General features: G+C 68.6%; 18 protein-coding genes. 6 read left to right on the top strand and 12 right to left on the bottom strand.

Annotation, left to right across the window (positions count from 1 at the left end; genetic code table 11):
* Nucleotides 1-75: 75 nt before the first annotated feature.
* A complete protein-coding gene (locus ASD82_RS01515) occupies nt 76-852 on the bottom strand; it encodes a pteridine reductase (protein ID WP_056714413.1) in 777 nt (258 codons plus the stop codon).
* 54 nt (nt 853-906) lie between these two features.
* A complete protein-coding gene (locus tag ASD82_RS01510; protein WP_056714409.1) occupies nt 907-1716 on the bottom strand; it encodes a hypothetical protein in 810 nt (269 codons plus the stop codon).
* Nucleotides 1717-1905: 189 nt separating this feature from the next.
* On the opposite strand from ASD82_RS01510, the gene ASD82_RS01505 reads away from it, so the two are divergent.
* The 3 genes from ASD82_RS01505 to ASD82_RS01495 all read left to right on the top strand — a co-directional run bounded on the left by ASD82_RS01505 (nt 1906) and on the right by ASD82_RS01495 (nt 5779).
* Nucleotides 1906-4077, top strand: coding sequence for a TonB-dependent receptor (locus ASD82_RS01505; protein ID WP_056714406.1), 2172 nt, complete (start codon nt 1906-1908; stop codon nt 4075-4077).
* 89 nt (nt 4078-4166) lie between these two features.
* Nucleotides 4167-5360, top strand: a complete 1194-nt coding sequence (locus tag ASD82_RS01500; RefSeq protein WP_056714402.1) for an SAM-dependent methyltransferase — start codon at nt 4167-4169, stop codon at nt 5358-5360.
* A gap of 74 nt (nt 5361-5434) precedes the next feature.
* Entirely contained in the window at nt 5435-5779 is a 345-nt protein-coding gene (locus ASD82_RS01495; protein WP_235580605.1) for a VanZ family protein, read from the top strand.
* Here ASD82_RS01495 and ASD82_RS01490 read toward each other — a convergent pair.
* From ASD82_RS01490 to ASD82_RS01480, 3 genes are all read right to left on the bottom strand, one after another.
* Nucleotides 5756-7990, bottom strand: coding sequence for an LTA synthase family protein (locus ASD82_RS01490; protein WP_056714420.1), 2235 nt, complete (start codon nt 7988-7990; stop codon nt 5756-5758). The two genes, ASD82_RS01495 and ASD82_RS01490, sit on opposite strands and share 24 nt — an antisense overlap.
* Nucleotides 7991-8054: 64 nt before the next feature.
* Nucleotides 8055-9302: a multifunctional CCA addition/repair protein gene (locus tag ASD82_RS01485; protein WP_056714397.1), complete on the bottom strand. Its 1248-nt coding sequence runs from the start codon at nt 9300-9302 to the stop codon at nt 8055-8057.
* A 165-nt stretch (nt 9303-9467) separates the two neighbouring features.
* Nucleotides 9468-11153 (bottom strand): tetratricopeptide repeat-containing sulfotransferase family protein, encoded by a 1686-nt coding sequence (locus ASD82_RS01480; protein ID WP_082585207.1) that lies wholly within the window; start codon nt 11151-11153, stop codon nt 9468-9470.
* A 167-nt stretch (nt 11154-11320) separates the two neighbouring features.
* On the opposite strand from ASD82_RS01480, the gene ASD82_RS01475 reads away from it, so the two are divergent.
* A complete protein-coding gene (locus ASD82_RS01475; protein ID WP_056714393.1) occupies nt 11321-12916 on the top strand; it encodes a sulfotransferase in 1596 nt (531 codons plus the stop codon).
* A 93-nt stretch (nt 12917-13009) separates the two neighbouring features.
* Here the strand turns inward: ASD82_RS01475 and ASD82_RS01470 are convergent, their stop codons facing one another.
* Complete coding sequence (locus ASD82_RS01470; RefSeq protein ID WP_056714390.1) at nt 13010-13948, bottom strand: complex I NDUFA9 subunit family protein; 939 nt, start codon at nt 13946-13948, stop codon at nt 13010-13012.
* 37 nt (nt 13949-13985) lie between these two features.
* Nucleotides 13986-16031 (bottom strand): transglycosylase SLT domain-containing protein, encoded by a 2046-nt coding sequence (locus ASD82_RS01465; RefSeq protein WP_056714387.1) that lies wholly within the window; start codon nt 16029-16031, stop codon nt 13986-13988.
* A 36-nt stretch (nt 16032-16067) separates the two neighbouring features.
* Here ASD82_RS01465 and ASD82_RS01460 point away from each other — a divergent pair, with 36 nt between their 5' ends.
* Nucleotides 16068-17753, top strand: a complete 1686-nt coding sequence (locus ASD82_RS01460; RefSeq protein ID WP_235580604.1) for a glycoside hydrolase family 17 — start codon at nt 16068-16070, stop codon at nt 17751-17753.
* Here the strand turns inward: ASD82_RS01460 and ASD82_RS01455 are convergent.
* From ASD82_RS01455 to ASD82_RS01435, 5 genes are all read right to left on the bottom strand, one after another.
* The gene (locus tag ASD82_RS01455) at nt 17667-18083 is read right to left on the bottom strand and encodes a hypothetical protein (protein WP_056714384.1); all 417 of its coding nucleotides are present in this window, start codon (nt 18081-18083) and stop codon (nt 17667-17669) included. The genes ASD82_RS01460 and ASD82_RS01455 overlap by 87 nt on opposite strands.
* Entirely contained in the window at nt 18080-18889 is an 810-nt protein-coding gene (locus tag ASD82_RS01450; protein WP_056714382.1) for an endonuclease/exonuclease/phosphatase family protein, read from the bottom strand. The genes ASD82_RS01455 and ASD82_RS01450 overlap by 4 nt, the downstream gene beginning before the upstream one ends.
* Nucleotides 18890-19002: 113 nt before the next feature.
* Nucleotides 19003-19653, bottom strand: coding sequence for a thiol:disulfide interchange protein DsbA/DsbL (locus ASD82_RS01445; RefSeq protein ID WP_056714378.1), 651 nt, complete (start codon nt 19651-19653; stop codon nt 19003-19005).
* 56 nt (nt 19654-19709) lie between these two features.
* Nucleotides 19710-20588, bottom strand: a complete 879-nt coding sequence (locus ASD82_RS01440; RefSeq protein ID WP_056714375.1) for a thiol:disulfide interchange protein DsbA/DsbL — start codon at nt 20586-20588, stop codon at nt 19710-19712.
* A gap of 65 nt (nt 20589-20653) precedes the next feature.
* The gene (locus ASD82_RS01435; RefSeq protein ID WP_056714372.1) at nt 20654-21373 is read right to left on the bottom strand and encodes a c-type cytochrome; all 720 of its coding nucleotides are present in this window, start codon (nt 21371-21373) and stop codon (nt 20654-20656) included.
* A gap of 164 nt (nt 21374-21537) precedes the next feature.
* Here ASD82_RS01435 and yihA point away from each other — a divergent pair, with 164 nt between their 5' ends.
* On the top strand, nt 21538-22197 hold the full coding sequence (gene yihA / locus ASD82_RS01430) for a ribosome biogenesis GTP-binding protein YihA/YsxC (RefSeq protein ID WP_056714369.1): 660 nt from the start codon (nt 21538-21540) through the stop codon (nt 22195-22197).
* Nucleotides 22198-22313 lie beyond the last annotated feature (116 nt).

Raw genomic sequence — 22313 nt, 5'->3', positions numbered from 1 at the left:
CCCTCCCCTGCGAGCAGGGGAGGGCAGGGGTGGGGTCCACGCTACCGCATCGCCCATCGAAGCGACGCCCGAACCTCACACCGCCAACGTCCTTCCTCCATCCACCCGGATGATCTGCCCGGTCACGAACGGTGCGTCGCGCAGCAGCCACAGCACCGCGCTGGCCACGTCGTCCGGTGAGCCGGAGCGTTGCAGCGGCGTGCGTGCCAGCATTGCCTGCTGGTCGTCGTAGGCCTTGCCGTCGCCCGGCCACAGCACGGCGCCGGGGGCGACGCCGTTGACCCGGATGTCGGGGCCCAGATCCAGCGCCAGCGAGCGGGTCATCGCGGACAGCGCAGCCTTGGCCATGCAGTACAGCGGATGCCCGGCCAGCGGACGCTCGGCGTAGATGTCGATCATGTTGACGATGGCGCCGCCCGATGCGCGCAGCGCGGGGATGGCGGCCTGGCTGAGGAAGAACGGCGCCTGCGCGTTGGAGGCGAACAGCGCGTTCCACTGTTCGGCGGTGGCCGTGTCCGCGGGCGTGGGAAAAAACGCCGACGCGTTGTTGACCAGCGCATCCAGACGGCCATAGCGCTCGAGCAACTGATCGATCATGCCGGGCAACGTCGATAGCTCGGCGAGTTCGGCCTGCAGCAGCAGGGTGCTGCCGCTGCGTTGCGCTTCGAGCTCGTCAGCCAGCGCACGTGCGTCGGCGGCCGAATGACGATAGTGCAGCGCCACCTCGTAGCCGGCTGCATGCAGCGTCCGCGCGATCACCGCGCCGACCCGACGGCTGGCGCCGGTGATCAGCGCGACGGGTCGAGCCGCGCCGGATCGATCTGCGCCGGGTCGTTCATCGGAAGGTGACATGCGGCGGCTCCGGCAACTGTGCAGCCTGCAGCTTGCCGCAAAGCCGCGTCAGCGTCACCCGCGCTGGGGCGGGTCGGGCTTCTTCGGGTGCGTCTTGCGGGCAGCTTTTTGCGCGGCGCCGGCGACCTTGCGGGCGGCCGTGGCGACCGCCTTGTCGACCAGCTTGCCGGCCACGCGCCGCGCCGCTTTCGCGGCCGGCTTCGGCTTCGGCACCGGTTTCGGTTTGCCGGTGGTCGCGGCGTCCGCGTCGGCTGTTTCCTCGATCGTCATCTCGCTCTCGAACATCTCGATCGCAGTGGCGGCCACTTGCCCGGTGTCGTAGTACGCGTAGGCACCGACGCCCAGTGCGCCGACCACCGGCAGCCAGCGCGACAGGCCCTTGCTCAGCGTGCGCTGGGTGAGTTTCACGCCGATCTGCTTCGCCACGCGCTGGGCCACGCCCCACGACATGCGGCGGAAGATCAGCCGGTCGCCCATGCGCACCACCAGGTCGCGGAAGGCCTGCGCCGCGGTGTGGCGGAACAGGCACCACATCATCTGTTCGCGCCCCAGACTCGCGTGGCGGCCGTAGGCGGCGGCGATGTCGCTGACCATCTGCCCCTGGATTTTCCAGATCGCGATCAGCTCCGGCAACAAGGTCAGCCAGCCCAGCGGACCTGGCGGCAAGGCCAGCGAGCCGGCAGTCAGCGCGGCGCGCTGGGCGGCGCGGCTGGCCAGCTTGCGCGCCTCGTTCGCCGGTTCCTTGCTGCTGTCGATCCGGCTGCCCGGTACTTCGCTGACGAAATCGAGGATCGCCGCGGTGATCCTGCCCGGCTCGCCCGGCGCGATGACTGCGGGAACCTGTTGGCTGGGTGACTTGCTCATGGGCGACTCCGTGCAGACGAGGCGAATGCGCGCGGCTTGCGTTCTTCGCAGTCTAGGGAGTGCGCGTGAAGCGGGGCTCAACACGATGGCCGGTCACACGGTGCGTGACTTCTGGCCCGGGCGGTCGTGCGCCGTGTTGGATATGTTATAACATAACAATTCAACTTCTCGTCCCTGCCGGAAATCCCGATGACACACTCCCCGCTCGCCCTGGCTCTTGCCGTCGCGCTGGCCATGCCGTTCGCCATCCATGCCACCGTTGCCGACCCCGCTGCCACTGCGGCGGCGCATGGCGACGATCCGGCCGACAGCGGCAGTCGCAACCGGCAACCGCAGGTGCAGGATCTGGATGCGATCTCGGTGTCGGGCGCGCTCGACCAGGCCCGCAACGCACTGTCGCCCGATACCGGCAGCAGCCAGTACGTGATCGATCACAAGGCGATCGCACAATTGCCGCTGGGCGCGTCCACGCCGATCAACCAGGTGCTGCTGCAGGCGCCGGGCGTGGTGCAGGATTCCTACGGTGGCCTGCACGTGCGCGGCGATCACGCCAACCTGCAATATCGCATCAACGGTGTGATCATCCCCGAGTCGATCGGCGGTTTCGGCCAGAGTCTCGACGCGCGCACGATCCACACCGTGAAGCTGCTCGACGGTGCGTTGCCGGCGCAGTACGGCCTGCGCACGGCGGCGGTGGTCGACATCACCACGAGGAGCGGCCACGACCTGGGCAATGGCGGCAGCGTGGGCATTACCGGCGGCAGCAACGGCACGCTGAATCCGAATGCATCGGTGTGGGGCAGCCACGATCGCTGGCGCTGGTTCTTCACCGGCAACTACATGGAGAACGACGCCGGCATCGAGAACCCCACGGCGAGCCGCAAGCCGATCCACGACCACACGAATCAAGCGAAGGGCTTCGGCGACATCAGCTACCTGATCGACAAGGACACCCGCCTGAGTTTCCTGTTCGGCGTCGCCAACAACCGCTTCGATATCCCGAACAACCCGGACCAGACGCCGCAGTTCGGTTACCTGGACACGGTGAATTTCAACTCGGCCGACCTCGCCCAGCGTCAGCGCGAGAGCACCCGTTTCGGCGTGCTGGCGTTGCAGGGCAAGCTGGGCGCCACCGATTATCAGGTGTCCGTCGGCCAGCGTTACAGCGGCCTCGCTTATGCGCCGGACCGGATCGGCGAGCTGATGTTCAACGGCGTCGCCTCCGGTGTCACCCGCAGCAACCGGGCCAGCACGCTGCAGGCGGATTTCGCCACGCCGATGGGCGATCACCATACCTTGCGCTACGGCGTCTACGGCAGCTTCGAGCGCGCGGCCAGCGGCAACGACGCGTGGGTGTTTCCGGTCGACGCCGACGGCAACCAGGCCAGCACCACACCGGTCAACATCCTCGACGCCAGCCGCCTCACCGCAAGGACCTGGTCGGCCTATGTGCAGGACGAATGGAGCCTCGGCGCCAACTGGACGCTGAACTACGGCCTGCGTGGCGACCGCTATCAGCTGGCGCGCAGCGAGAGCCAGCTGAGTCCCCGCGCTGGCCTGGTCTGGCAGGCCACCGGCAGCACGGTGGTGCATGCCGGCTATTCGCGCTATTTCACGCCGCCAGCGACCGAGATGATCGCCAGCAGCAACATCGCGAAATTCGACGGCACCACCAACGCCGTGGCGGACACCGGCAACAACACGCCGTTGGCCGAACGCTCGGATTATTTCGACGCGGGCATCTCGCAGAACCTCGGTTCGGCCTGGACCGTGGGCGTGGACGCCTACTACCGCAAGGTGCAGCGCCTGCAGGACGAAGGCCAGTTCGGCTCCGCCCTGGTCTATTCCACCTTCAACTACGCGGCGGGCCGGGTGAAGGGCGTGGAGTTCACCGCCAATTACGAGCAGGGCCCGCTGTCGGCGTACTTCAACGCCTCGCTGGGCAAGGCGATCGGCCAGCGCATCATCACCAGCCAGTACAACTTCGATCCCGACGACCTGGCTTACGTCAACAACCACTGGATCTTCCTGGACCACGACCAGAAGCTCACCTCGTCCGGTGGCATCAACGTCGCGCTGAACGACAGCACTCGTGTCGGTGCCGACTATCTTTTCGGCAGCGGCCTGCGCAAGGACGGCGACGTGCCGAACGGAGCCTCGCTGCCCGCGTACTTCCAGCTGAACCTCAACGTCGCGCACGACTTCGCCTTCGCTGGTTTCGGCAAGCTGCACGCGCAACTGGCGGTGATCAATGCGCTCGATCGCACGTATGAACTGCGCGACGGCAGCGGCATCGGCGTGGGCGCCCCGCAGTTCGGCCCCCGTCGCGGCGTGTACCTGAGCCTGCAGAAGGACTTCTGAACCCCGGCCCGCGTGGCGATGGCATTCGTCACGCGGGCTCGGCGGCTTCATCCGCTATCCTTGCGGCGCTGAATTTCAGGGCCGCATCCATGCAAACCCGTTTACCCGAGCCCGGCGCCGACGAACGCGCCCACTCCGATCACCTGTTGCAACTGCTGCGCGAGCAGATCGCCTCGCACGGGCCGATGCCGTTCGCGCAGTACATGGAGCGTTGCCTGTACGCGCCGGGGCTGGGCTATTACAGCGCTGGTCGCACCAAGTTCGGCGCGGCCGGCGACTTCGTCACCGCGCCGGAACTGGGCGAGCTGTTCGCCGGCTGCGTGGTGAACGCGGTGCAGCCGGTCCTGGCGATGCTGGGCGAGCAGGCGGACTTCCTCGAACTCGGTGGCGGCAGCGGCGCGTTTGCCGAGTCCGCACTGAAAGCGCTCGCCGCCGCCGGCAGCTTGCCGCGGAATTACCTGATCCTGGAGCCGAGCGCCGATCTGCGCGAGCGCCAGCGCGAACGCCTGCTGGCGAATCTTCCGGCCGAACTCAATGCGCGCGTGCAATGGCTGGATCGGCCGCAGGAGCAGGACTGGCGCGGCGTGCTGTTCGCCAACGAGGTGATCGACGCCCTGCCGGCCACGCGTTTCAGTATGCGCGATGGCGAAGTGTTCGAAGAACATGTGGTGCTGGACGGCGAAGGTCGCCTGAAGCGCACCGATCGACCGGCCGATGCGCTGGTGTCCGGCGCCGTGCGCCACGTCGAGCGCGACCTGGGCGCCGAATTCGCCGACGGTTATCGCTCGGAAATCCTGCCGCAGCTGCCGTACTGGGTGCAGGCGGTGGCCGGGTCGCTGGTGGCCGGACTGATGCTCTTCGTCGACTATGGCTATGTGCGCCGCGAGTTCTACCTGCCCGAGCGCGACGACGGCACCCTGATGGCGCACTACCGTCATCATGCGCACAACGACCCGCTATACCTGCCGGGCCTCAACGACCTCACCGCCTCGGTCGATTTCACCGCGCTGGCCGAGGCCGGCAATAGCGCCGGTTTTGGCGTGGCGGCGTATCTGCCCCAGGCGCAGTTCCTGATCGGCGCGGGCCTGCAGCAGGTGTTCGAGGACGCCCACGAAAAGGCGCCCGACGAACACGCCCGCTACCGGCTGTCCCAGCAGGTGAAGCGCCTGATGTTGCCCGACCAGATGGGCGAGCGCTTCCAGGCAATGCTGCTGGCGCGGGGGCTGGAAGCGTTGCCGCTGCCGGCCGAGTTGCTGGCCGCCGACCAGGGTGGCCGGCTTTGATCGAAGCGCTCCGCGTTCAGACGTCTGGACGGCTGCGCTGGCACAAAGCCTGGGTCGTGCTCGGCGGGTTGATCATGGCCTGGACGCTGTGGATGGCGCTGACGCCCGATCCGGGCGTCACGCTGGTCTTCCCGTACGGCGACAAGCTGCTGCACGCGATCACCTTCACCTGCCTGATGGGCTGGTGGGGCAATGTCTATCGCGACCAGCGGCCACGCGCATGGGCGGCGCTGGGTTGCCTGGCCTTCGGCATCCTCATCGAGTTCGCCCAGTGGCTGGACCCGCCCCGCGATGCCGATGCCTTCGATGTGCTGGCCGACGGCATCGGCGTGGTCATCGCGCTGGGCTTGCTGCGCACGCCGCTCGCCAGGGTGCTGGCGAGCGTGGAAGCGTTCTCAGCGCATCGTCGCCGGCGCTGACCCTGCCGAACTGGCGGTTGCCGGAGCCGAACTGGCGGGTGCGGGCGCCGAGCCGGGGGACGCGGGAAGCGCGCTGGCGGCCACGGGCAGCGGCTCCACCGGCGTCGAATCCGCCGGGCGCCGCCCCAGCTGGCCGCGCTTGAACAGGTCGCTGGCCACCTGGTAATAGGCCACTGCGTCGGCGATCTGCTGCGGGTCCTGCGGCTCGATCGGCGTGGCGTCGCCGGTGGCGTAGTCCGGCTTCATCTGCTCCAGCTTGCGCTGCGGCTCCAGCACGGTGAGCACGTCGTCGTGCAGGTAGCCGAGCTTTTCGTAGGTGGCCGGGAAGGCCCGCTCGCGACCGGCTTCCAGCTGGAACAGGTCGTAGCCGAAGAAGCGCGTGCGATAGCTGAAGTTGAGCAGGCCCAGCACGGTCGGCGCGATGTCGACCTGGCCCATCAGCCGGTCCACCCGCTGCGGCGGAATGTGTTTCGGCGAGTAGATCCACAGCGGGATGTGGTAGCGGTTGATCGGCACGCTGGTCTTGCCCGCGCTGGAGGCGCAGTGGTCGGCGGTGATCACGAACACGGTGTCGTCGAAGTAGGACTTTTCGCGGGCGCGGCGGATGAAGTCGCCGATCGACCAGTCGGTATACGCCACGGCGCCTTCGCGCGTGCCGTTGGCCTGTTTCACCCGGCCTGCCGGAAAGGTGAACGGGCGATGGTTCGAGGTGGTCATGATGTGCAGGAAGAACGGCTTGCCCGCGGCGTGGATCTGGTCCATCTGGCCCAGCGCCAGCGTATACAGGTCCTCGTCGGCCACGCCCCACACGTTCTCGCCGTGGATCGTGGCGCCCTTCGGAATGTCGCGCCGGTCCACCGTGCGGTAGCCGTTGCTGCCGAAGAACTGGTTCATGTTGTCGAATTCGCCGTAACCGCCGTAGACGAAGTCGGACTGGTAGCCGCGGTCGTTGAAGATGTCCGCCAGCGAGAACAGGTTCTCGTTGTCATGCGCCTTCAGCAACGAATCGCCGGGCGTCGGCGGCACCGACAGCGACAGCGCTTCCAGCCCGCGCACGGTGCGCGTGCCATTGGCGTACAGCTTGTCGAAGAACAGGCTGTGGTCGACCAGCGAGTCGAGGTAGGGGGTGATCTTCTGCGGGTTGCCGAAGGTGCCCAGGTAATCGCCGGACAGGCTCTCCACGCTGATCAGCACCACGTTGAGGCGCTTCTCCGGGCCGCTGCGGCGGATCGCCCGGGTGAGGTCGTGCAGGTCGCTGCTCACATAGCTGGAGTCCGGCGTCTTCAGCATCTCGCGCACGCGGCGGAAGGCGTCGTCGTCGGGCAGGGTGCGGTAGAACTTCGCGTAGTCGAGGTGGCTGCTGCGGAAGGCGTTGAAGAACTGGTAGATGCCGTTGCCGGCCAGCTCGTTGACGTAGTTGTTGCCGGTGCGGTCCTTCATGCTGCCGTTCACCGCGGCCACCGAGATCACCGTCAGCACCAGCCACAGCAGCACGACCTTGCCTCGTTGCCAGAAGCGGCTGCCATCGTCGCGCACGCGCAGGGCGCGGTGGCCGACCGCCAGCACCAGCAGCGCCAGCACCGCCAGCAGGCTCACCCACAGGCCGATCGGGTACGACTCGCGGATGTTGCCGATCACCTCGGTGGTGTAGACCAGATAGTCCACCGCGATGAAATTGAAGCGCACGCTGAACTCGTTCCAGAACACCAGCTCCGAGGCGGCCACGAACAGCAGGCCGTAGATCAGCAGCAGCGCGAACCCGTACAGCACCCGCTGGCCGGCGCGCGAGGTGTAAGTGAACGCCGCCAGTGGCAGCACGAACAGGAACGGCAGCAGTGCCGGCCAGGTTTCCTTCAGCCCGGCGTGATAGTGCAGGTGCAGCGCGACCAGGCAGAGCGTGCACGCCAGCGCCATCGCCATGGCATAGGCCAGCCAGCGCAACAGCGGCGCCACCCGCCCCGACCGGGTCGGCACGATCCACAGGAACAGCACCAGCGGCCACGCCACGTAGATGAAGGTGACCACGTCGTAGAACAGTCCCACGCCAAACGCATAGGCGAGATTGAACGCGGTGTGCGGTACCTCGGCACCCGACATCACCAGCAGCACCACGCGGGTGGCGAAGGTGATCACCAGGTAGCTGATCGCCAGCCACCATAGCGGGCGGAAGCGCTGGGGAACGGGAGAGGGGCGGGTAAAGGCACGCGGCACGGGCAACTCCGAAACAGGCAAGGGGACGCCACCGCCCGTTGCGGGCGGCAAAATCATCGCGCCTTTATACCGCGGATCGGTTCCCCGAAGGGCTCGCCTTCAGCTCGGCGATCGCCTGGACGCGCGCGTTTTCCATCGCCTGTCCGATCGCCGGGCCGGCCATGCCTTGCGCCACGAACGAGGCGGATTCGACCGCGGCGGCGACCGCCCGCGCCTCGCGCAGGTAATCGGCCTGCGGGTAGGCGTCGTCGCCGTGGCCCAGGCGGCCGCGCTTGTCGGCGGTGCAGGCGACGAGAAAAAGGTCCAGCCGTGCCGGCCGGCGCAAGGCATCCGTCGCGGTCAGCAGCTTCAGCACGGTGGCCGGCTTCAGCTCGAACGCGCGATGCACGTTCAGGTGTTCGCGGCAGACCAGCTCGGCCAGCGTGGCATGTTCGGTGGGCACCTTCAGCCGTGCGACCAGCGCGCGCAACGGCGCCACACCGCGATGCTCGTGGCCGACGTGGCGCGGCAGCTCGGCGGCCGGGCTCAGCGCCTTGCCCAGGTCGTGGGTCAGCGCGCAGAAACCCACCACGTCGTTGCCGGGCGCCAGCGTCGCCGCGGCATCCAGCACCATCTCCACGTGCACGCCGGTGTCGATCTCCGGATGGAACTCGGCGCGCTGCGGCACGCCGTACAGCGCGTCCACTTCGGGGAACAGCACCGCCAGCGCACCGCATTCACGCAGCACCCGCAGGAACGCCGACGGCCGCGCCTCGCCCAGCGCCTTGCGCGTCTCGGCCCACACCCGCTCGGGCACCAGGTGATCGACCTCACCGTCGCGCACCATCTGCTGCATCAGGGCCATCGTTTCCGCGGCCACGCTGAAGCCCAGCGGCGCGAAACGCGCGGCAAACCGCGCCACCCGCAACACCCGCACCGGGTCCTCGACGAAGGCTTCGGACACGTGGCGCAGCACGCGCGCCTCGATGTCGGCCACGCCGCCGAACGGATCGGTCAATGTGCCGTGCTCGTCCTCGGCGATCGCATTGATGGTCAGGTCGCGCCGCGCCAGGTCCTGCTCCAGCGTGATCGTGGCGTCGGCCTGGAACACGAAGCCGTGATAGCCGCGCCCGCTCTTGCGCTCGGTCCGCGCCAGCGCATATTCCTCGCCCGTCTGCGGATGCAGGAACACCGGGAAATCCTTGCCCACCGGCTTGTAACCCAGCGCCAGCAAGGCCTCCGGCGTCGCACCCACCACCACGCGGTCATGATCGACCACGGGGCGCTTCAGCAGTTTGTCGCGGACCGCGCCGCCGACCAGGTAGATGTGCATGGGGGGATGATGCCACGGGCTCTTGTCGCGTCGGTGAACCGCTACGCCTCATCCAGCGCCAGAACAAATGGAGAAGCAAAAGGAGTCAGGGCCATTATCCGACGGCAGGCAGGTGCACCGACGGTTGGGCGCAGTTCTGGCGGTGGGATGGGCTTTCCGAAGCCCCTACTCTTCGCCGCGGGCAGGTCGAACATCTGACCAGGACACTCCCGCCGCCCGCAGCTTCTCCCGCAGCGCATCGAGCTTCTCTCCATACCGCGCACTGCGCGCCGTATCCCGTCGCAGCGGCTGCCTCACCTGTGCCGCGCTGATCGTCAGCACGGTGCGGGATGACTGGTGGAAGGCCAGGCAGGCGGAGTCGAACGGCAGTTCGCAGAAGTCCAGCAGGCGGCGGATCTGCGCCTCGGGCTCGGCTTGCAGGGCTTCGTAGTCGTGGTCGAAGCATTGCGCGGGATGGCGCTGCTGCCAGAGCTTGCTCAACTGCGCATAGCCGGCGTAGTAGTCGACGATGTCATCCAGGTCGTAGCTGTAATTGACGGACTGGTTGCCGAACAGCTGGCGGTACAGGGCGAAGCAGGTTTCCAGCGGATCGCGGCGGGAGTTCACCACGCGGGCGCCGGGCAGCATCGCCAAGGCAGCGCCCACGTAGGCCCAGTTGTCCACGTTCTTGTCGGTGAAGCGGGGACGCTGCTGGCGCCAGCGCCGGGTGCGCGCGAGATATGCCTGGCCCAGCCGATGCCAGTCGTCGGCGCTGGCCTCCGGCACCCATGCAGGGAAGGCTTTTCCGCGGCGCGCGGATTCTTCGTCGAGCAGCTGGGGCAAGTCGAGGATTTCATCGGCGCCATCGACCTGCGGGTGCGCGGCGAGGATCTGCTCGGTGAGGGTGGAGCCGGAACGCGGCATGCAGACCACGAAGATGGCCTCCTTGCCCAGGGTGGGGTCCAGCGGTGCGGGCAGGGAGCCGGTGAAGGCGGCGGCGATCGCCTCGACACGGGCGCGTTCTTCGTCGCGGCTCCAGTACACGTTGCGCCGTTTCATCGCGTTGGCCGCGCCGAGCACGTCGAACGCGCGTGCGTGGTCGCCCTGGTCTTCCAGTGCCTGGGCGAGGGTGAAACCCAGCAGCAGGCGCGCGTCGTCCGGAAGATCGGAGCGGGCCAGCTGGGCGTGCAGCCCGGTGACGTCGTCTGCGCTGAAGGGTTCGACCTTCATGTTGGCCAGGGCAAACCACGCGGTGGCGCAATCCGGCTGTCGCCGCAGGGTTTCGCGGTGGATCGCCACGGCGGCGGCTGTGTCGCCAAGGCTGGTCAGCACGGTTGCCAGTGTGTTGCGCGCCTGCAGATGGGCAGGCTCGATCGACAGCGCCTGTTGCAGGGCGTCGCGGGCGCTCTCCATGCGCGCGCAGAACTGCAGGCCCTTGCCCAGGTTGTACCAGCTTGCGGCGTCCTGGGGCGCAAGCTCGCTGGCGCGTTGCAGGTAAGCCAGGCCCGCGTCGGCGGCGCCGGTTTCGATCAGCGCGCTGCCCAGGTTCATGTTGAGCGTGGGGTCGTCCGGGCGGGTGGCGAGTGCATGCCGCAGATGTTCGATGGCCTTGGCCACGTTGTTGCCCATCAGCGCCGCAATGCCGGCCAGCCGGTGCGCTTCCGTGCATGTGGGCGCCAATGCCAGCACATGGACCAACAACCGTTCGGCGTGTTCGAGTTCGCCGCGGCCCAGCGCACCGCGCGCCTCGGCAAGATGTTGCGCGGCCGCTGGCGAAAGTGCGCTCTGCGCCTGCAAGGGGGGAGCTGCCGGATGGCCGGACATGCGCAACGATTCCTGGGTGGACGAGCGGATCATGGTAGAGGAAGCCATGCACGGATGGCCGCGATGCCGCGGTCGCCCCGCTTCCACAGACGGGTGAGGCGGGTTTTTGTTCCCGGAACGGGGCCTTCATGGCGGATGGCCTGGCCGGATCATTGCTTCCAGATGCGGCCCCCCTCGCTTAAGCTGGCTCTATGGGGTAATCCGGGAAACGCAAGATGGTGGCAATGCAGGTTCATCCGCTGCTGCTCGGCCGCACCGCCGGCCTGCCGGCGGCGGCGCGCCAGCGCTACGACGAGGCCACGGTGGCGATGGCGCGTCGCGAGCTGGACGCCGCTGGCGCGGCGCTGGCCGACGTGCTGGCGATGGCGCCGGATTTTGTCGAGGCGCAGCGCCTGCAGGGGCTGGTGGCGCATATCCGGGGCGACCATGCCGGGGCGGTGGCGATCCTGCGGCGGGCGCTGGTCACGGAGCCGGACAACGCGCTGCTGCACATGAACCTGGGCATGTCGCTGTACAGCGGGGGCGAATTCGCCACCGCGTTTTCGTCCTTGCGCCGTGCCTGCGAACTGGCTCCCGATTTTCCGCCGGCATGGTTCAGCCTGGGCCGTGCATTCCAGCAGCAGGGGCGTACGGCCGGTGCGATCACGGCGCTGCATCGGGCGGTGGACCTCGCCCCCGACGATCCGGTGATGCGCAGCCTGCTGGCCGAGGCCCAGGCCAGCCTGGGTGCGGTGGGCACCGCGTGCACGAATTATCGCGAGGCCTTGCGGCATGAACCGGATCACGCCGAGGCGTGGCTCGGCCTGGCCAGGTTGCAGGTCGAGCCGTTTTCGAAGGATGACCTGGCCCGCCTGAAACAGGCGATGCAACGTCCCGGCACGTCGCCACAGGCGCGCGTGATGCTGGGCTTCGCGCTGGCCCGCTGCCTGGAGGACCAGGGCGACTACCATGCCGCATTTCGCACGCTGCGCAAGGCCAATGGACAGAAGCGCAAGCTGGTGAGCTGGAACGCGGCGTCGGTGTCCGCCCGGATCGCGCGCATCCGCGCGGCCTTCGCCCAGCCGCCGGGCGAGGTCGAGGATTCGCGGCTGGGCGAGCAGGTCGTCTTCATCGCGGGGCTGCCGCGCTCGGGCGGCGGCCTGCTGCGGCGCGTGCTTGCCGGGCATGCCCAGGTGGACGCGAGCGAGCGGCCGCAGCATCTGCGTGCCGTGATCGAGGAAGAATCGAGGCGCCGGCAGCGGGAATTTCCCCAGTGGACCATCGAGGCCACGCCGACGGACTGGGCGCGGCTTGGCCGCGACTATCTGGCGCGGGCCGTGCGCGCGCAGGACGACAAGCGCTGCTTCATCGACCAGAGCGACCAGGACTGGCACCTGATGGGCGCGGCGATGGCCATGTTGCCCGGCGCGCGACTGGTGGATTGCCGTCGCGATCCGCTGGAGAACTGCCTGAGCTGTTATCGCCAGTTGTTCACGTCCTACAACGAGTTCAGCTACGACCTCGACGAACTGGCGAGCTTCTGGCGCGACTACGACGGACTCTACGCGCACTGGCAGCAGCTGCATCGCGGGCGCGTGTTCGTGCATGAGCACGAATCGCTGCTGGCCGATCCGCCGCTGCAACTGCATCACCTGCTGAACTTCCTCGGGCTCGATGAGGACCAGGCCTGCCTGGACGTCCAGGCCAACCGGCGCCAGGGCGCGGCTGGCAACACCGCGCGGCTGCGCGAGCCGTTGCGCTGGCAGGAGCCGCGGGCGCCACGCTACCGCGGCAAGCTGGATCGGTTGCGGGTGTTGCTGGGCCTGCTGTGAATCGGTGAGCAGCGACTTCCCGGAGTCCGTGAAGAAAACCACTTCCTGCGACTTGCTTCCATCGCGCGTCCGACCTGAGAGGTTGAAAACCGCTCAGCGCCGCAGCGATCGCGCCGCGGCCAGCCGGCGTTGCCGCGCCGGTTCGCCCAGCAGCACCGGCAGCCACGGCGCCAGCGGCTGGGGCGTGATGCCGAGGGCGGCGTAGCCATCCACCTTGCCCACCGAATCGGTGCGCAGCGAACGGAAGTTGTCCAGGGAAAACGGCTTGCCCGGCAACAGCTCGGCGAACTGTGCCTGCAACTGGCCGAGGCTGTCGGGCAGGGCGACGATCGGCGTGCGCAGGCCCGCGGCATCGCGGATGCGGCGCACGATCTCGTCCAGGCTGAGCACGTCAGGGCCGTACAACTCGAAGCTGCGCTGCCGGCCCAGGCGCTCGTGGTTCACGCAGCGGGCGATCGCCTCCGCCACGTCACCGACCCAGGTCGGCGCCAGGCGCGACTGCGCGCGCGCCAGCGGCAGCGCCGGCATGTTCCGCAGCAGCGCGGCGAAGCGGCTGACCAGGCCGTCGCCGCGGCCGAAGATCACGCTGGGCTGGTAGATCGTCCAGTCCAGTGCCGAAGCCCTGACCAGGGCTTCGGCTTCGCCACGCGTCTTCAGGTATTGCGACAGGCCCTGGCCGGCCTTCAGCGAACTCATCTGGTGCAGGCGTCCGACGCCGCTGTCGTGGCAGGCGGCGATCAGGCGCCGGGTCAGTTCGACGTGGGTGCGCTGAAAGCTGTATCGACCACTCTGGTTGAGAATGCCGACCAGGTTGATGGCCGCATCGGCGCCTGCCAGTTGGCGGCGCAGCACGGCGTCATCGTAGATGTCGGCGTTGCGCACGCTCACGCCCGGCAGCACGGCGAGTGCGCGATGCCGCTCGCGATCGCGGCTGAGCAGCACGATGCGATGGCCGTCGGCGGCCAGTCGCGGGACCAGCTGCTGGCCGAGGAAACCGGTGCCGCCGAGGATGACGAGTTGCTGTGCGGCCATGGGCGGCGTTCCTTGCTGAAACAGGTGCGGAGATCGGTCAGCGAGAAACGCTGGCGGCGTTGGCCGGCGCCGTCGTCGGCGCGGTGGTCGGCGCCGGGCAGCTTACTTCGCGGCGTGGCGTGCCATTGCCGGGCAGGCTGTAGGGCTGGCCGATCGCCTCCATGCGGGTGGCCAGCGGCACCACCGTATGGCCGTCCAGACGCCAGTCGTAGATCACGCTGAAGGCCATCACGCGGGCCACGTATTCGCGGGTTTCCTTGTAGGGAATGCTGGCCACGAACAGGTCGGTGGGCAGGGTGCCGCGGGCGGCCAGCCACTGGTCGACCTTGTTCGGGCCGGCGTTGTAGGCGGCACTGGCCAGCCATGGCGAGCCGTTGAAGCGCGCCGCCATCTGCGCCAGGTAGCGGGTGCCCAGCGCGATGTTGGTGGCCGGGTCGTACAGGCTGTCGCTGCCGGCCCAGTCCAGTCCGTTGCGCCTGGCCACCAGCGCCGCGGTCTCCGGCAGCAACTGCATCAGGCCGCGTGCATCGGCGCCGGAATGCGCGTCGCTCATCCACGCGCTTTCCGCGCGCAGGATGCCGTAGGCCCAGGCCGGTTCGATGCCGGCCTGCTCGGCCTGCGGCACCAGACCGTCCTGGCTGGCCAGCGGGAAGCGCAGGTCATACAGGCGCAAGGCATCGCCGCTGCTCAGGGTGAACACGGCGCGGTCGTACCAGCCGCGGCGGTTGGCCATGTCGGCGGCGATCCTTTGCGTGGCGACGTCGCTGCCCTGCAGGGCGCGTGTCCATTCGCGCCGGGCCAGCTTCGGCAGGTCCACCGCGTACAGCTCGAACGCGCGCACCAGCCCCGGCATCGCCAGCAGCTGCTGTTCGCGCTGCGGGTCGTCGGCCAGGGTCAGCGGGCAGATCGCGTACGGCTGTTCGAGCCGATCCGCCGACATGAAGCCGAAGAAGGTCGGCTGGTCGGCCTGGTCGGCGAACTGCCGCCGGGCTTCGTCGGCACGGCCCAGCGCGGCCAGCGCGCGGCCGCGGAAGTATTGCCATTCGCCATCCTGCTGCTGGCTAGCGGGCATCGCCTCGATGCCCGCCAGCGCCGCGCTCCAGTCCTGCCGGGCCAGTGCCACGCGCACGCGCCATTCGCGGGTGCTGTCGGTCTGCGCGGCGGCGGGTAGCGCGATCAGCCGGGCCAGGGCGTCGTCGTCGAAGTCGGTGGCGCGGAACAGCGCCAGTGTCTGCAGGATGCGCTTGCGCTGGGCTTCGCTCAGCGTGAAGCGCGATTGCAGCTGCTGCCACGCGGCGTCGGCGCTGTCGCTCTGGCGTCGGGCCAGCCGGGTCAGCGCCAGCGTGACGGCGTGGCGCTGGCGCGTGCCGTCGGGCCAGTTCGTCGCATCGGCGACCGCGGCGGCCGGATCACGCAGCGCGGTGGCCAGTTGCTGCGCGGTGGGCTGTTCGCTGGCAGGCAGCCAGCTGGCCAGGCTGGTGATGGTGCCGGCCTGGCCGGCGTCGGCCGCGCGATCGATCCGTGTCCACAGCCGTGCGTCGGTGAGCAGGCCCTGGTCGTGCGCCGCGTCGAGCACCGGATCGCAGGCGCCGGGCAGGTTGGCACGGGTCCACAGTTCGGCCAGGTCGCGCTGGAAGTCCAGCTTGCCGCCGCCGGCGAGTTTCGCCTGCAGCGCGTCGCAGCTCAGCGTGTCGCCGAGGCCGGGCTGGTACAGCGCAAGAAAGCCGCTCCAGTCCTGTCGGCGCGCCAGTTCCAGCAGGAACGCGCGGCGCAGGTCGGCCGCGGGGATCCAGTCCGGATACTGCGCGAGATAGGCTTCCACGCTGGCGCGGTCGACCTGCTGGATGTCGTGTTGCAGCGCCGCCGCAGCCAGGTACGGATACAAGGGGTAGTCGTGCAGGTTGCCGGCAAACTGGCGCCAGCCGTCGCCGCCCTGCTGGGCGACGGCATACGCCTGCTTGAAGGCGACGCGTTGCGCGGCGTCGGGCGTGGCGGCCAGTGCGGTCGAGCCGGTGAGCAGCCAGGCGCCGGCCAGCGCCAGCCAGGCCAGCGGCACGCGCCGCGACGAAGCGAATGAAAACATGACAACTCCTGCGGTGGATCGCGGCCAGTGTAGTGGATGGCCCGTTTCGACTTGTCGGCATTCGGTGAGTGCGTGGTGGGCCCTGTTAAGCTGTCGCGCTTCATCCACGCCTTTACCGGGATCGGCATGTCGCCAGCTGCTTCGCCTGTTTTCCGTCGCGTCTGGCCGGCGTGGCTCGCGCTGGTGGTGATGGCACTGGCCGCCGCGTGGTGGTGGTGGGCGATCGGTCGACCGGTGGCCTTGCCGGATGCGCCGTCGGCGCGCATCGCCTGCGTGTCGTATGCGCCGTTTCGTCGTGCCGGCGAGACGCCACTGGACCCGACGGCGCACATCAGCGCCGAGCGCATCGATGCCGACCTTGCCGCGTTGTCGCAGCGCTTCGATTGCGTGCGCACGTATTCGCAAGGGCAGGGGCTGAGCGCGGTGCCGGCGATCGCCGAACGCCATGGCATGAAGGTGCTGATGGGCATCTGGCTGGGCGGCGACGCGAAGGCGAACGCCGAGCAGGTGCGACTGGGCATCGCCACCGCAAACAGGTATCCGCAGGTGCTGCGCGGGGTGATCGTGGGCAACGAGGTGCTGTTGCGTGGCGATCTGCCGGCCAGCCAGTTGGCCGTCTATCTGAAACAGGTGCGCGAGGCGGTCACGGTGCCGGTGACCTACGCCGACGTGTGGGAGTTCTGGTTGCGCCATCCCGAGCTGGCCGGCTCGGTCGACTACCTGACCATCCACATCCTGCCGTACTGGGAAGACCAGCCGGTGTCACCCGAACGGGCGGTGCAGCACGTGGCCGACGTCTATGCGAAGGTGCAGCAGGCGTTTCCCGGCCGCGCCGTGATGATCGGCGAGACCGGCTGGCCCAGCGCCGGCCGCCCGCGCCAGGCGGCCAGCGCCAGCGTGGTCAACGAGGCCCGCTACCTGCGCGAATTCCTGCGCTACGCGGCCACCGTGCACATGCCGTACAACGTGATCGAAGCGTTCGACCAGCCGTGGAAACGCGTCCAGGAAGGCACCGTGGGCGGCTACTGGGGCATCTTCGATGTGCAGGCGCGGCCGAAGTTCGCGATGCAGGGGCCGGTGGTGGAAGAGCCGCACTGGTGGGCGGGCTGGCTGGCCGGCGTGGCCGGCGCCGGCGTGTTCCTGCTGGTCGGTGCGTGGCGGCGTCGCTGGCGCGGAGCGCGTGGCTGGCTGGCCCTGATGCTGGCCGGCGCGGCCAGCGGCGGCGCGCTGGCCTGGCAGTTCCGGCAGATGTGGTACGCCTGTCGCGACGCGTGGGAATGGACGGTGTCGCTGGGCGCCTGCGTGCTGGCGCTGCTTACCGCGCTGCGCCTGGCGCGCTGGATCGCCGCGCGCCTGTGCGGGATGACGCCGCCGCTGCCGCGGTCGTGGTGGCGACTGGGCTGGTTGTTCGCGCTGGGCTTCTACGGCCTGTTGCTGGTGGTCGACGGGCGCTACCGGGATTTTCCGCTGGGCCTGTTCCTGTTGCCCTGCGCCGGCTACGCGCTGTCCGGCTGGCTGTCCGATCGTCGCGCGCCGCTGATGCCGTTGCTGGAGGAGCGCTTCCTGGCTTGCCTGCTGCCGCTGCTGGCGGCGACGGTGCTGTGGCAGGAATCCGGTCTCACGCATGTGGCGTGGCTATGGCTGGGTGTGAACCTGCTGCTGGTCCTGCCGGTGTGGTCGGCGTGGCGGCAGGCCGTCCGCCTGCAGCCTGATCAGGCGTAGACAGCCGATCAGTGCGGCCAGTGCGCCGCTCTCGAAGCAGTACAGCTGCAGCGCCACGATGCCCAGCGCGGCGGCCAGCCAGGCCAGCCACGGACGCTTCCACAACAATGCGAGCGCGGTTGCGACCAGCGCCGCGATGCCATACACGTTGTGCAGGAAACCGAGTACCAGCCGTTGCCGCCACGGGCACCACCACGGCGCGTGGCCGGCACCGCACTGCTGCGCCATCGAGCCGGGCTCGACCACGCCGTAGCGCAACCACGCGCCGAGCAGCGCCACCAGCAGCAGGGCCAGCCATGGCCAGGCCAGTCGCCATCGGTTCGACGTCATCGACTGCGCTTCGCCGAGGCCTTGCCGCCGACGTGCGCCGGCAGGCGGATCTCCGCCGCCAGCGGCAGGTGATCGGAGAACGCCTGCGGCAAGGCCCAGGTTTTCTCCAGCGTGATCGCCGGCGAGGTGAGGATGTGATCCAGCGCCCGCCGCGGCTTCCAGCTGGGGAAGGTGGGCGTGGGCTGGGCTGGTGGCTGCAGCGTGGACTTGGCGAAAAGATGCTTCATCTCGGCGCTGCCGGGCTCGGCGTTGAGATCGCCCATCAGCACCGCATGGGGGAAATCCTGCAGCAGCTCGGCGATGAAGCCGAGCTGGCGCGCGCGCGCCTGCGCGCTCAGCGACAGGTGCGCGATCATCACCGCCAGCGCGTTGTCGCCTTCACCGAACTGGGCCAGCAGGGCGCCGCGGCCCGGGATGCGGCTGGGCAGCGGGTAGTCCGTCACCGAATGCGGTTCGAGCCGGCTGATCAGCCCGTTCGCCGAATGCGCCAGCCTCGCCATCGCCCGGTTGGGCTGGTGGCTCCAGAACGGCAGGCCGGAGGTTTCGGCGAGGTAGCGGGTCTGGTTGAGGAAACCCGAACGCAGGCTGCCGGCATCGGCTTCCTGCAGGCCGACCACGTCGAACTGCGCCAGCACTTCGGCGAGCCGGTCGAGGTTGTCCATCTTGCTGCGCCCGGGCAGCACTGCACTGAGGCTGCGGGTCACGTACTGGCGATAGCGCTGCACGCTGGCGCCGGCCAGGATGTTGCAGCTCAGCAGGCGCAGATGGCGCTCGGCAGGGGCGGTGGAAACGGAGGCGCGAGTCATGGCGGGCCACTACGCGAAAAGGGGAAGCCGGCGCATGGGTTCATGCGCCGAGATGACGGCAAGCATGATCCATCCGTTGTGAATGCCACGCCAGCCGCCGGGGAACCCGGCGATTACTTGCCGGCCAGCTCGCGCTTCACCAGCCACTGCGTGACGGCGACCATCTCGTCATAGGAGTGCACCGCGGCGACGCGGTACTTGCCGTTGATCACGATGGTCGGCGTGCCATCGACCTGCCACTTCTGGATCAGGGCGAGGTCGCTCTTCATCTGGTCGGTGGTCTGGGTCGACGTGGCCGCCTGCATGAACGCGGCGCGATCGACACCCGCGCGGGCGTAGAAGTCGGCCAGTTCGTTCATCGAGTTGATCGGATAGTGCTGTTCGAACTTCGCCTGGAACAGGGCCAGGTGCGTGCGATCCAGCACGCCCAGCTGCCTGGCCGCGTAGAACGCCCGGGCAAACGGCACCCATTCGGCACTGAACGGCGCCGGCAGCAGCTTGAACTCCACGCCCTTGGGGAACTGCTTGGCCAGCGCATCGGCCACCGGCGCAAAGTGGGCGCAATGGATGCAGCCATACGAGAACACCTCGACCACTTCCACCTTGCCCTCGCTGCTGTAGCGCTGGTGCGGGGCGGGCAGGGTGACGTACTCGGCGCCGTCGGTGTACGGGTCCACCGCACCGGATTTCGCGGTGCAGGCGGTGGCCAGCAGCAGGCCGGCAAGCAGGATCAGGACGCGGGAACAGGCGAATCGCTGGAACATGGGTTTCTTCGCTCGAATGCGGTGGGGATGCCGGCTGACCAGCTTAACCGAAGCGCCTACTTGCCGGCCGCTTCCTTCGACACCAGCCACAAGGTCAGCTCGATCGATTGCGCGTAGCCGCCCGCGTCACCGGCGGTGAAGCGGTACTTGCCGTTGACGATCATGGTCGGCGTGCTTTCCACGCCGTAGGCCTTCATCAGGTCGTCGGCGCGCTTCATCTGGGTGTTGACGCTGAACGAGTTGGCGACGGCCACGAATTCCTTCGGGTCGACGCCGTACTTGGCGTAGAACTTCGCCGCGTCCTCGATCGTGGGCCACGCCTCGTGCGGCTTCAGTCCGCTGGAGGTGGCGTTGTAGGTCGACAGTTCCTTGCTCTTCCACACCGCGTCGTACATCGCGTCGTGGCTCTTGTCGACCACGCCCAGCGCCTGCGCGGTGTAGAACGCGCGCTGGTACATCGGCCAGTTTTCGTCGGGACGGAACGAGGCGGCCAGGTAGTTCATCACCGCGTCCGACGGCAGGCTCTTGGCGATGCGGTCGACGGTGGAATGGAAGGCGTTGCAGGCGGGGCAGCCGTAGGAGAACACCTCGGTCACCTCGATCTTGCCGGGGTGGCTGGTCGGCTGCGCCGGATCGATGCGGAAGTAGTTCTTGCCCTCGACCCACTTGCCGGTGTCCACGAACGGCGCGGCGGCCACCGCCGGCGTTGCCGCTTCGGCGGGAGCCTGGGCCGGCGCGACGGTCGCACTGCTGGCGGGCGTCGCGGCGGTGCTGGCGGCAGCGGCCGTGGCGGGGCTGCTCACGGCGCTGGCCGGCGCCGTGCTGGTGACGGCCGGAGCGCTGGCCTCGGCGGCGGGGCTGCCGTTGTTGCTGTCATGGCTGCAGGCGGCAAGCGCGAGCAGGGCGGCACACAGGAACGGCAGACGCTTCAACATGGCAGACCTCGAAAGTGGGGCGCGAAAACCAGCGCGCCGACGTTTGAAGGTCGGCGCGGGTTCGATCAGGGAGTGGCGGCCGGCTGGCTGTCGGCGCTGTGCAGGCCTTCGATGTAGCTGGCCAGGGCAGCGATGTCGTCGGGGGTCAGCTGCTTGGCGATCGCCGGCATGATCTGCGCGTGCGCGTCGTCACCCCAGGTGGTGCCGTCGTGCCAGGACTTCAGCGTCGCCTCGATGTACTGCGCGTGCTGGCTGGTCAGCTGCGGATACATCGCACCCGGATTGCCGCGGCCGTCGATGCTGTGGCAGGCCATGCAGGCCGGGATGCCACGGGTCGAATCGCCCTGGCGGAACAGCGTCTGGCCGTGCTCGACCAGGGCCTGGTCGGCCACGCCCGGCAGCGCCGTCTTGCTGGCGAAGTAGGCGCCCACGTCGTGCATGTCCTGGGTCGACAGCGGCGCGGCCATGCCCATCATGATCGGGTTCTGGCGCTTGCCGGCCTTGAAGTCGGTCAGCTGGCGCACGATGTACTGCTCGCTCTGGCCGGCCAGCTTCGGGTACTGCGCGTCGGCGGAATTGCCGTCCATGCCGTGGCAGGCGCCGCAGACGGCGGCCTTGGCCTGGCCCGCGGTGGCGTCGCCCGGCTTGGCCGGGGCTTCAGCAGCGGCGACGGCCGGTGCGGCAGGCGCTGCAGCGGCGGTGCTGGCGGCAGCGGGGGCCGCGGTCTCCGGCTTGGCATCTTGGGCCATCGCGGCGCTGGCGGACAGCGCGAACACGAGGGCCATGGCGGACCCGAGAACAGCGGGCCGAAAACCAGCGGACCGAAAACTCATACACTTGACTCCCGAGAGACTTGCAAACACTGCCAGCGATTGCGGCCATGCGGTCCGCAACAGGCAGAAACCGAAGAATTATCCCTGTGCCACCCCAGCTTGGTCAAACCATCCCCATGTCGAATCCCCTCCAGGGCGCGCAATTCGTGCTCGCCGCCCATCGCATCAGCCAGCTTCCCGTCGACCAGGGCGCGGAAGTCGCCTTCGCCGGCCGTTCCAACGCGGGCAAGTCCAGTGCGCTGAACGCACTGACCAACCACAAGGGACTGGCACGCACCTCGAAGACGCCGGGGCGCACCCAGCAGATGGTGGCCTTCAGCCTGCCGCCGCACCGGGATGCGCAGGAGCGACCGACCCCCGACCTGCGCCTGATCGACCTGCCCGGCTACGGCTACGCCAAGGTGCCGCTGGACATGCGCGAGCACTGGAAGCAGGAGATCGACGCCTACCTGCACCAGCGCCGCAGCCTGCGCGGGCTGGTGCTGATCGTGGACATCCGCCATCCGCTGAAGGAATTCGACCGGCTGATGCTGCAGTTCTGCTTCGACACCCAGCTGCCGTGCCACGTGCTGCTGACCAAGGCGGACAAGATCTCGCGGGGCCAGGCGGCGCAGGCACTGGCCGCGTTGCGCAAGCAGTTCGCCGCCGAAAACCTGTCCGCCACCGCCCAGGTGTTTTCTTCGTCCGCCGGCACCGGGGTGGAGGAGGCGCGGCAGGCGGTGATGGACTTGCTGGCGCAGCCGCGCGAAGGCGCGCATCAGGACCGCGAGCGCTGAGCTCTCAGAGCCTGTGAAGAAAGCCACTTCCTGTCGCTTTCTTCTATCGCACTTCCGGTACATGCCCGGACGTGCTCACGTGAATCAGTCACTTGCGTGACCGATCCACGTCCGGC

The sequence above is a fragment of the Rhodanobacter sp. Root179 genome (assembly GCF_001428465.1).
Classification (GTDB): Bacteria; Pseudomonadota; Gammaproteobacteria; order Xanthomonadales; family Rhodanobacteraceae; genus Rhodanobacter.
Note: the sequence above shows the minus strand (reverse complement) of the source record. Positions and strands in the feature narration are given on the sequence as shown.

What these genes read in the sequence shown, in the direction of transcription:
- ASD82_RS01515 (WP_056714413.1), bottom strand. Translation starts at nt 852, where the DNA reads ATGTCACCTTCCGATGAACGACCCGGCGCAGATCGATCCGGCGCGGCT.
- ASD82_RS01510 (WP_056714409.1), bottom strand. Translation starts at nt 1,716, where the DNA reads ATGAGCAAGTCACCCAGCCAACAGGTTCCCGCAGTCATCGCGCCGGGC.
- ASD82_RS01505 (WP_056714406.1), top strand. Translation starts at nt 1,906, where the DNA reads ATGACACACTCCCCGCTCGCCCTGGCTCTTGCCGTCGCGCTGGCCATG.
- ASD82_RS01500 (WP_056714402.1), top strand. Translation starts at nt 4,167, where the DNA reads ATGCAAACCCGTTTACCCGAGCCCGGCGCCGACGAACGCGCCCACTCC.
- ASD82_RS01495 (WP_235580605.1), top strand. Translation starts at nt 5,435, where the DNA reads ATGGCCTGGACGCTGTGGATGGCGCTGACGCCCGATCCGGGCGTCACG.
- ASD82_RS01485 (WP_056714397.1), bottom strand. Translation starts at nt 9,302, where the DNA reads ATGCACATCTACCTGGTCGGCGGCGCGGTCCGCGACAAACTGCTGAAG.
- ASD82_RS01480 (WP_082585207.1), bottom strand. Translation starts at nt 11,153, where the DNA reads ATGGCTTCCTCTACCATGATCCGCTCGTCCACCCAGGAATCGTTGCGC.
- ASD82_RS01475 (WP_056714393.1), top strand. Translation starts at nt 11,321, where the DNA reads ATGGTGGCAATGCAGGTTCATCCGCTGCTGCTCGGCCGCACCGCCGGC.
- ASD82_RS01470 (WP_056714390.1), bottom strand. Translation starts at nt 13,948, where the DNA reads ATGGCCGCACAGCAACTCGTCATCCTCGGCGGCACCGGTTTCCTCGGC.
- ASD82_RS01465 (WP_056714387.1), bottom strand. Translation starts at nt 16,031, where the DNA reads ATGTTTTCATTCGCTTCGTCGCGGCGCGTGCCGCTGGCCTGGCTGGCG.
- ASD82_RS01460 (WP_235580604.1), top strand. Translation starts at nt 16,068, where the DNA reads ATGGCCCGTTTCGACTTGTCGGCATTCGGTGAGTGCGTGGTGGGCCCT.
- ASD82_RS01455 (WP_056714384.1), bottom strand. Translation starts at nt 18,083, where the DNA reads ATGACGTCGAACCGATGGCGACTGGCCTGGCCATGGCTGGCCCTGCTG.
- ASD82_RS01450 (WP_056714382.1), bottom strand. Translation starts at nt 18,889, where the DNA reads ATGACTCGCGCCTCCGTTTCCACCGCCCCTGCCGAGCGCCATCTGCGC.
- ASD82_RS01445 (WP_056714378.1), bottom strand. Translation starts at nt 19,653, where the DNA reads ATGTTCCAGCGATTCGCCTGTTCCCGCGTCCTGATCCTGCTTGCCGGC.
- ASD82_RS01440 (WP_056714375.1), bottom strand. Translation starts at nt 20,588, where the DNA reads ATGTTGAAGCGTCTGCCGTTCCTGTGTGCCGCCCTGCTCGCGCTTGCC.
- ASD82_RS01435 (WP_056714372.1), bottom strand. Translation starts at nt 21,373, where the DNA reads ATGGCCCTCGTGTTCGCGCTGTCCGCCAGCGCCGCGATGGCCCAAGAT.
- yihA (WP_056714369.1), top strand. Translation starts at nt 21,538, where the DNA reads ATGTCGAATCCCCTCCAGGGCGCGCAATTCGTGCTCGCCGCCCATCGC.